This is a genomic window from Photorhabdus kayaii, assembly GCF_025384895.1.
Taxonomy (GTDB): domain Bacteria; phylum Pseudomonadota; class Gammaproteobacteria; order Enterobacterales; family Enterobacteriaceae; genus Photorhabdus; species Photorhabdus kayaii.
The window spans coordinates 1-9444 of record NZ_JAJAFZ010000102.1; the positions used below are offsets into that span (position 1 = coordinate 1).

Genomic DNA, 9444 nt, shown 5'->3' on the forward strand with positions numbered 1-9444 from the left:
TACATTGTTGTAAATATCATTAATATATATACCCTATGGATTTCAAGATGCATCGCGGCGGCAAGGGAGCGAATCCCCGGGAGCATAGATAACTATGTGACCGGGGTGAGTGAGTGCAGCCAACAAAGAAGCAACTTGAAAGATGACGGGTATAAACATATATTTACAACAATTCCCTATCATAGATTTATACCTATTTCTATTTTAACCTTTTGGCATAACGTTGCGCCAATACTGCACACACCATCAACTGAATTTGATGAAAAATCATCAACGGCAACAACATTACGCCAACCGTCGCCGCAGGGAATAAAACATTTGCCATTGGCACACCATTAGCCAGACTCTTTTTCGAACCACAAAAAACAATCGTAATTTCGTCTTCTTTATTAAAACCCAACCAACGAGCAATATAAGTATTAATAACCAACACAACCGCCAATAAAACACAGCAAACCACCCCAATCGTCAGGAGTGAATAACCATCAATCTTATGCCAAATACCTTCTACCACCGCCTCACTAAAAGCTACATAAACCACCAAAAGAATCGATGACCGGTCAGTCATATTAAGCAGTTTTTTATGTTTCTCTACCCAACGGGCAATCAATGGCCGCGATAGATGTCCGATAATAAAGGGAACCATCAATTGCAGAATTATGGCTTTTATGGCTTCCAGAGTATCAGCGCTGCCTTCACCTTGTGTATGGATCATCAACCCGACTAATATTGGCGATAAAAATACGCCCAGAATACTGGACGCCGAAGCACTGCAAATAGCAGCGGCAACATTGCCACCAGCAACTGAGGTAAAAGCAATAGCTGACTGAACCGTTGCCGGTAATGCACAAAGATAGAGAAATCCCCAATAAACTGTTGGTGTCATGATTTCGGGTACTAGCAAATTCAACCCTAATCCGATAATTGGGAATAAGACAAAAGTACTGAGAAAAACAACTAAATGAAGCCGCCAATGTCCCATGCCAGCAATAATGGCCTGACGGGATAATTTAGCTCCATGCATAAAAAACAGCAAAGCAATAGCAGCCGTCGTTAGCCGTTGAAACCAGACTTTAATTTCTCCCTCGCAAGGCAAGAATGTCGCAATAACGACTACCGTCACTAATATCATCAAAAAAGGATCTATTCTTAACTTTTGCCACCAAGTCATTAGTTATTTTCCTTGTTTTACAAATAGTTAGCTCGGTTTACCAGGCTAATCAATAAATAGAAAGTCACAACAAGATATAAGCTTAAATTGCCACTGTTCGTTGTTGTTTTGCCGACTGAATACCGGCTTCAATTAATTTCATAATTTGAATGGCTTCACTTGCCGTGACTGGATTAGGTTTACCTAACGTAATCGCATCACGGATAGCAGCATAATAAGCAGAATAATTACCAGGTAAAGTCGGCACATATTCAGTCACTAATTCATCTCCACGTGACAGCGTCACAATCCCATCACGAATATCATATCCCCAATCGGCATGTGGCGGCCTTTCCCCCGCTTTCAATCGTTCTTCCTGAGGATCAAGACCATATTTCACGTAACTGCCTGCCATACCATGCAACGTATAAACAGCAGATTCAGCCGCTGCCACAGTTGTTGCATGAAGAACTACTTTAATAACCGGATAATTTAACAGTACATGGAAATAATCTGCCGCTTCCGCTTGTGGGCGAATCATTCCCAAATCAGCCGTAATAGATTGCGGTTTACCAAACAGTTGAACCGCCTGATCGAGTAAGTGAGGGCCTAAATCATACCAAATACCACTTCCTTGCCCTGCTGTTTCACGCCATCTTTGACGTATAACCGGACGATAACGATCAAAATGGGATTCGAAATATCTCAATTTGCCCAATCGATTTTCTTCAATCAGAGATTTTATCGTCAGAAAACCAGAATCCCAACGGCGGTTATGAAATACAGAAAGTAATAAATTCGCCTTCTCTGCCTGCTCTTTTAAAGATTCAGCTTGTTCAACTGTGATAGTAAACGGTTTATCCACCACAACATGCTTACCCGCTGCCAATGCCTTCTGCGCCAGAGGATAATGAGTATCATTAGGTGTCGGAATAACGATTAAGTCAATTTCAGGATCATTAAAAAGATCCTCAGGGCGGGGTACCACCGGGATATTTGGCCAATCTGATTTCACTTTCTCAGCGTTACTACTGGAAATGGCAACCAATCTAATACCGGCAGTCCCGGCAATTAATGGTGCATGGAACGTTTTACTCGCATAACCATACCCCACCAGCCCAACCTTTAATAGCTCATGCATAACAGCCTCTCAAACTCATTAATAATATGCAGCAATTCAGCATCCGTAAAAAATATCATCGGTGATGACCATTGCGCAAATTATCTCTGAATCTACCCTTGAAGATCTTTCAATCAATCTATTTCCTACAACCTATTTCCTAAGTCATTAGAATCGCCTATTATTCTTTTTTCATATAGCTTCAAGTGGAATGATTTATGTATCAAACCAATGATTACCACCGAATTAATGGTTGGATTCTGGCTCCGGCGTCTTATCTGATTATGACCTTTCTCAGTGCCAGTATAATGCTCGCCTTATATATTGTGTCATTTTTTAGTCAAAACAGTGCATTGAGTGCCGGGAATAATCACTTTACTTTAATGTGGTTTCTTTCTGTTGCCATTACTGCGGTAATGTGGTGTTACACCCTATGGGTATTGAAACTGCTTTTCATTCGATCAAAAAGATTCCCTCAAATTTTTATTATTTGGCTTATTGTTACCGTATTAATTGCATTGAAAACTTTCGCTTTCTCCCCTATTCCTGATCAAATGGCTTTGCGTGCATTAGCATGGCCACTATTGGCAACCGCTATTTTTGTCCCCTACATTAAACGCTCTCATCGAGTCAAAATGACTTTCACACAAGATCGATAACCTCAACTTTCTTTGGTTGTTATCATTAACAATAGATTGCCCTGGTAAAACGAGGGCATACTGATAATTTAATAAAAAGTAAACAATTTAATAAAAAGTAAACAAACTCATTCTCAGGCACAGCAATGACTGACTATTTTCTTTTATTTGTTGGAACCGTATTGGTTAACAATTTCGTCTTGGTGAAATTCCTCGGTTTATGCCCTTTCATGGGCGTATCTAAAAAGCTGGAAACTGCCATCGGGATGGGATTTGCGACAACATTCGTTATGACACTAGCCTCTGTATGTTCATGGCTGGTGAATACTTTTATTTTATTACCACTGGACTTAATCTATTTGCGTACCCTGAGCTTTATTCTTGTCATTGCAGTCGTGGTGCAATTCACAGAGCTTGTTGTACGCAAAACCAGCCCGACGTTATACCGGTTACTGGGTATTTTCTTGCCGTTGATTACGACTAATTGTGCTGTACTGGGTGTGGCACTGCTGAATATCAATCAATCACACGATTTTTTACAATCCGCTATCTATGGTTTCGGGGCTGCCGCCGGTTTCTCTCTCGTTATGGTACTGTTTGCCGCTATTCGCGAACGTCTGGCTGTTGCTGATGTACCCGCCCCTTTCAAGGGGTCATCTATTGGTCTTATTACTGCGGGTTTAATGTCCTTGGCTTTTATGGGCTTTAGTGGTTTGGTGAAATTCTGATGACATCGTTATGGATTGCTATTGGTGCACTCAGTGCACTAGGGTTAATTTTTGGGTTAATCCTAGGGTTTGCTGCCCGCCGTTTTCAGGTGGAAGAGGACCCCATTGTTGAAAACATTGATGATATTCTGCCGCAAAGCCAGTGTGGACAATGCGGTTACCCAGGCTGTCGCCCTTATGCTGAAGCCGTAGCGAATAATGGCGAGATGATTAACAAATGTGCACCGGGTGGAGAGCAAGTCATGCTGAAAATTTCAGAGCTGCTCGGTATCGATCCGCAACCATTGGATGGTGATGCAAACGTACAAAACCCTGCACGCAAAGTCGCCTTTATTGATGAAGAAAATTGCATTGGTTGTACTAAATGTATTCAGGCATGTCCTGTAGATGCTATCATCGGTGCTACACGTGCCATGCATACCATTGTTGAAGATTTATGTACCGGTTGTGACCTGTGCGTTGCTCCTTGTCCAACAGACTGTATTACGATGATCCCTGTAGCAACAACCACTTCCAACTGGAAATGGGATTTAAAAGCTATTCCAATTAGAAATATTCCTGTTCAGCCATCTCTCGCCATTTCCAATAAAAGTATCCCGGTCAAAAATATTGAGGCTGAACACCATGTTTAATTTATTTAATTTGCTCAATAAAAATAAAATCTGGGATTTCGCCGGGGGTATTCATCCACCTGAAATGAAGCTGCAATCCAGCCAGACTCCTTTACGCATTACGCCACTACCGGAAGAGTTAATCATCCCATTGCAACAACATTTGGGTACAGAAGGCGAGTTGCTGGTTAAAGTGGGTGATGAAGTGCTTAAAGGCCAACCTTTGACATTTGGCACTGGTCGTACTGTACCGGTTCATGCATCGACTTCCGGCACAATCATTGCCATTGAACCGTGTATTACAGCGCACCCATCCGGGTTGAAAGAGTTATGCGTTCGTTTGCGCCCTGATGGGAAAGATCAATGGGGTGAACGCATTCAAGCACCTGATTATCAATCACTGGATGCAGATACGATTCTTAATCGAATCCATCAGGCCGGTATCGCAGGTTTAGGTGGAGCCGGCTTTCCTACCGCAGCCAAACTACAAAGCGGCCGTCATGGTCTTAAGACACTGATCATTAATGCCGCAGAATGCGAGCCTTATATCACCGCTGATGACCGCCTGATGCAGGAGCATGCCGGCGAACTTATTGAGGGCATTCGTATTCTGGAACATCTGCTTAAACCGGAACAGATCCTGATTGGTATCGAAGATAATAAACCAGCAGCAATAAAAGAACTCAAAACCGTTCTAAAGGGCGATAAATCGATTATCGTCCAGGTTATCCCAACCAAATATCCTTCTGGCGGTGCCAAACAACTGACCAAGATACTGACCGGTAAAGAAGTCCCCTCCGGTGGCCGTTCCTCTACTATCGGTGTACTGATGCAGAACGTAGGTACCGTGGTTGCAATCAAACGTGCCATTATTGATGGAGAACCTTTGATTGAGCGCATCGTCACAATTACTGGCGAAGCCATCACCTCGCCGGGTAACTTTTGGGCGCGGCTCGGTACTCCGGTACAATTTCTTCTCCAGTTAGCCGGTTTTGCACCACAATCAGAACAGATGGTCATTATGGGTGGGCCCTTAATGGGATTTACGCTACCTGACCTCAACGTGCCCATCGTTAAGATCAGTAACTGTATTCTGGCTCCATCCCATCAGGAAATGGATTCAAATACAACGGAAGAGGCTTGTATCCGTTGTGGATTATGTGTGGAAGCCTGCCCTGCCCGTTTATTACCACAACAGCTCTATTGGTTCAGTCGGGGACAAGAGCACGAAAAAGCCAGAGATCACAATCTGTTCGACTGTATTGAATGCGGCGCCTGTGCTTATGTCTGCCCAAGCAATATTCCTCTGGTGCAATATTATCGCCAAGAGAAAGCCGAAATTCGGGCCTTGGATCAGGAAAACCGCCGTTCAACCGAAGCCAAAATTCGTTTCGAAGCTAAGCAGGTGCGCATGGAACGAGAAAAACTGGCCCGAGAGGAAAGGCACAAAAAATCGACTGTCCAAGTTGATAATAAAGATAAGAGCGCTGTACAAGATGCGCTTTCCCGCGTGAAGGAAAAACAGGCTAACGCGGGTAAAATTGTTGCTATAGAACCGGGGCAAATACCTGATAATGCCGCAGTAATAGCTGCTCGTCAGGCAAGAAAAGAGCAGCTTCGCGCTCGTCAGGCGGAAAAACAGGCGATGGAAAATATTAGTATTGCTCCATCTGAACCACCAAGTGCAGAAGATCCACGCAAAGCCGCATTAGCAGCAGCAATTGCCAGAGCTAAAGCGAAGAAAGCAGCTCAAAATCAAGAAGTAACACCATCACCAGAAGCGAGAGAACCAGAAACTACTGCTAGTGAAAAACAAGATCTTCATAAAGATGCAGTCGCTGCCGCTATTGCCCGTGTTAAAGCCAAGAAAGCCCAAACACAGCAATTAGCTGAAACTCAGGCAGAAACACCATCAGCGGAAGAAACTGATCCGCGTAAAGCTGCCGTCGCGGCTGCTATTGCTCGTGTTAAAGCCAAGAAAGCCCAGACACAGCAATTAGCTGAAACTCAAGCAGAAACACCATCAGCGGAAGAAACTGATCCACGTAAAATTGCCGTCGCGGCTGCTATTGCCAGGGTTAAGGCCAAAAAAGACGCTCAGGAACAACAGAAAATTTCAATAGAATAGTGATTGTTATAAATGAAATTCAGACCCGTTCAGATTGACAATAAAAAACTAAAAGTCGCAAGTTCGCCTTTTACACACGATCAGCAAAGTACCAGCCGCATTATGCTGTGGGTTGTGCTGGCAGCGCTCCCCGGTATTGCAGTACAAACTTACTTCTTTAGTTACGGTACCTTGTTCCAGCTCCTGCTTGCGGTGATTACCGCCCTACTTGCAGAATCATTTGCCCTATCTTTGCGTAAACAGGCAATTATGCCTCGTTTGCAGGATAATTCTGCATTACTGACAGGTTTACTTTTAGGGATCAGCCTTCCACCACTGGCTCCTTGGTGGCTGATTGTATTGGGAACTGCCTTTGCGGTAATTATTGCCAAACACTTATATGGTGGCCTTGGTCAAAACCCATTCAATCCAGCCATGGTCGGTTATGTCGTACTGCTAATATCATTCCCAGTGCAAATGACCGGCTGGTTGCCTCCTATGGATTTACTGGCAACACAAATCACACCGCTAGACAGTCTGATGGTGATCTTCAGCGGTCATACTCCCGATGGCACAACATTACAGCAGTTGCAACAAGGTTTCGATGGAATTAGCCAGGCTACACCACTGGATAGTTTCAAAACCGGTTTATTGACTCACAATATTGATGACGTTCTTCGCCAACCTATATTGCAAGGATCTCTGGCTGGCATTGGCTGGCAATGGGTCAACATTGCTTATCTTGTTGGTGGGTTGATTCTGCTGAACAGAAAAGTGATAACCTGGCAAATTCCTGTGGCATTTATCCTGGTATTAGGCTTATGTGCACTCACTAGCTGGTTGATTGATCCATCTCATTATTCGCCACCATTATTACAACTGTTTTCCGGTGCAACCATGCTAGGCGCATTCTTTATTGCAACCGATCCCGTCAGTGCTTCCACGACCCCCAAAGGTCGTTTGGTTTTTGGTGCCATGATCGGCTTATTAGTCTGGGTTATTCGTGTTTATGGTGGTTATCCTGATGCCATAGCATTTGCGGTCTTATTGGCGAATATCACCGTGCCACTCATTGACCATTACACCCAACCCCGCGTTTACGGGCATAAATAAGGAGCCGTTATGTTAGAAACCATGCGACGTCACGGCATCACACTAGCCATTTTTGCTGCAATTACCACCGGGTTGACGGCTGTCGTGAATTCACTCACCAAAAGTACTATCGCAGAACAAGCCGCACAACAGCACAAGTCGCTGCTTGATCAGGTTATTCCGCCGGCCCTATACGACAATGATATACAAAACGAATGTTATCTAGTCAATGCGGATGCTCTGGGCAATAACTTGCCTCATCGTCTCTATCTGGCCCGTAAAAATAATCAACCCGTGGCGGCGGCGTTAGAAAGTACTGCACCGGATGGTTATTCCGGTGCTATTCAATTACTGGTTGGCGCAGATTTCTCGGGAAAAGTGCTTGGTGTACGGGTTACAGAACATCATGAAACCCCAGGACTAGGGGATAAAATTGAAACCCGGATTTCAAACTGGATTCATGTATTCTCAGGGAAAACCATCACATCAAATCATGACCGGCACTGGGCAGTGAAAAAAGATGGCGGCGAGTTTGATCAATTTACTGGTGCCACTATTACCCCACGCGCCGTGACAAACTCAATCAAACGAACCACACTTTATTTACAGACTATACCTAAGCATCTCTCTTCTCTAGAATCCTGTGGAGAAAAATCATGAGTGAAACCAAAAACTTATTTATCCAAGGGCTATGGAAAAACAATTCCGCTTTAGTACAACTGCTAGGATTGTGTCCACTGTTAGCCGTATCTTCCACTGCAACCAATGCGCTCGGCTTAGGGCTGGCAACGACACTGGTTCTAGTCTGTACCAATATTGCGGTTTCCAGCTTGCGTCGTTGGGTACCCAATGAGATCCGTATTCCAATTTATGTTATGATCATCGCCTCGGTTGTCAGTGCTGTCCAGATGTTGATTAACGCCTACGCTTTTGGTCTGTATGAATCATTGGGGATTTTCATTCCACTGATTGTGACTAACTGTATTGTTATCGGCCGTGCTGAAGCCTATGCCGCGAAAAATCCAATTATGCCATCGGCGATTGATGGCTTAGCAATGGGATTAGGAGCCACTTTTGCCCTGTTTGTTCTTGGTGCTATTAGAGAAATTCTCGGCAATGGAACCCTATTTGATGGCGCTGATTTACTGCTGGGTAATTGGGCTAAGGTATTACGAATAGAAATCGTTCATATGGATTCCCCTTTCCTGTTAGCGATCTTACCACCCGGCGCTTTTATCGGTTTGGGATTAATGCTGGCAGCGAAATATCTTATTGACGAAAAAATGAAAGCTAGGGCAATAAAAGAAAAAAGCCGTGCAATAACCATGTTACCAGAATAGGACAGTTCCATTTGATATGAACAAGCAGAAACGTATCGAAATTTTAACGCGTTTACGGGATAACAACCCAAAGCCAACAACTGAATTAGTTTTCACAACACCATTTGAGTTACTTATTTCAGTACTGCTTTCAGCGCAAGCAACAGATGTGAGCGTTAATAAAGCCACAGCGAAACTCTATTCAGTTGCTAATACCCCCAAGGCAATACTTGACCTTGGTGTAGATGGGCTGAAAGAGTATATAAAAACTATCGGTCTGTATAACACCAAAGCGGAAAATACAATTAAAACCTGCCAGATATTACTGGAAAAACATGCTGGCGAAGTTCCCGAAGATCGTGCTGCATTGGAGGCATTGCCAGGTGTTGGCCGCAAAACAGCTAATGTGGTGTTAAACACCGCTTTCGGCTGGCCGACTATTGCAGTCGATACCCATATTTTTCGCGTTTGTAATCGTACTCAATTCGCGCCCGGTAAAAATGTCAATGAAGTCGAAAATAAATTACTGCAAGTTGTCCCGGTCGAATTTAAAGTTGATTGTCATCATTGGCTTATTTTACACGGTCGTTATACCTGCATAGCCCGTAAACCTCGTTGTGGTTCCTGTATTATTGAAGATCTATGTGAATTTAAAGAAAAAATTTACCCTGAGTAACTA

The 9444-nt window shown here is 43.7% G+C and carries 10 protein-coding genes; 8 read left to right on the top strand and 2 right to left on the bottom strand.

The genetic code is table 11. The annotated features are described in order from the left end of the window. Nucleotides 1-199: 199 nt before the first annotated feature. Both LGZ98_RS22150 and LGZ98_RS22155 read right to left on the bottom strand, forming a co-directional pair. Nucleotides 200-1171 (bottom strand): bile acid:sodium symporter family protein, encoded by a 972-nt coding sequence (locus tag LGZ98_RS22150; RefSeq protein ID WP_113041391.1) that lies wholly within the window; start codon nucleotides 1169-1171, stop codon nucleotides 200-202. Between the two features lie 82 nt (nucleotides 1172-1253). Next, nucleotides 1254-2291 carry an oxidoreductase gene (locus LGZ98_RS22155; RefSeq protein WP_113041390.1) on the bottom strand — a complete coding sequence of 346 codons (1038 nt, stop codon included), beginning with the start codon at nucleotides 2289-2291 and terminating at the stop codon, nucleotides 1254-1256. Between the two features lie 197 nt (nucleotides 2292-2488). Between LGZ98_RS22155 and LGZ98_RS22160 the strand changes: the two genes are divergently transcribed. The 8 genes from LGZ98_RS22160 to nth all read left to right on the top strand — a co-directional run bounded on the left by LGZ98_RS22160 (nucleotide 2489) and on the right by nth (nucleotide 9441). Beyond that, nucleotides 2489-2929 carry a DUF2569 domain-containing protein gene (locus LGZ98_RS22160; RefSeq protein ID WP_113041389.1) on the top strand — a complete coding sequence of 147 codons (441 nt, stop codon included), beginning with the start codon at nucleotides 2489-2491 and terminating at the stop codon, nucleotides 2927-2929. Between the two features lie 125 nt (nucleotides 2930-3054). After that, the gene (gene rsxA, locus LGZ98_RS22165; RefSeq protein WP_011146612.1) at nucleotides 3055-3636 is read left to right on the top strand and encodes an electron transport complex subunit RsxA; all 582 of its coding nucleotides are present in this window, start codon (nucleotides 3055-3057) and stop codon (nucleotides 3634-3636) included. Then, the gene (gene rsxB / locus LGZ98_RS22170) at nucleotides 3636-4268 is read left to right on the top strand and encodes an electron transport complex subunit RsxB (protein WP_228902309.1); all 633 of its coding nucleotides are present in this window, start codon (nucleotides 3636-3638) and stop codon (nucleotides 4266-4268) included. The genes rsxA and rsxB overlap by 1 nt, the downstream gene beginning before the upstream one ends. Continuing rightward, a complete protein-coding gene (gene rsxC / locus LGZ98_RS22175; RefSeq protein WP_262978595.1) occupies nucleotides 4261-6375 on the top strand; it encodes an electron transport complex subunit RsxC in 2115 nt (704 codons plus the stop codon). The genes rsxB and rsxC overlap by 8 nt, the downstream gene beginning before the upstream one ends. 12 nt (nucleotides 6376-6387) lie before the next feature. Beyond that, entirely contained in the window at nucleotides 6388-7467 is a 1080-nt protein-coding gene (gene rsxD, locus LGZ98_RS22180) for an electron transport complex subunit RsxD (protein WP_113041386.1), read from the top strand. Nucleotides 7468-7476: 9 nt separating this feature from the next. Next, nucleotides 7477-8106 carry an electron transport complex subunit RsxG gene (rsxG, locus tag LGZ98_RS22185; protein WP_113041385.1) on the top strand — a complete coding sequence of 210 codons (630 nt, stop codon included), beginning with the start codon at nucleotides 7477-7479 and terminating at the stop codon, nucleotides 8104-8106. Next, on the top strand, nucleotides 8103-8786 hold the full coding sequence (locus LGZ98_RS22190) for an electron transport complex subunit E (RefSeq protein ID WP_228902314.1): 684 nt from the start codon (nucleotides 8103-8105) through the stop codon (nucleotides 8784-8786). The genes rsxG and LGZ98_RS22190 overlap by 4 nt, the downstream gene beginning before the upstream one ends. A gap of 16 nt (nucleotides 8787-8802) precedes the next feature. Continuing rightward, nucleotides 8803-9441, top strand: coding sequence for an endonuclease III (nth, locus tag LGZ98_RS22195; RefSeq protein WP_113041383.1), 639 nt, complete (start codon nucleotides 8803-8805; stop codon nucleotides 9439-9441). The last annotated feature ends 3 nt before the right edge of the window (nucleotides 9442-9444 follow it).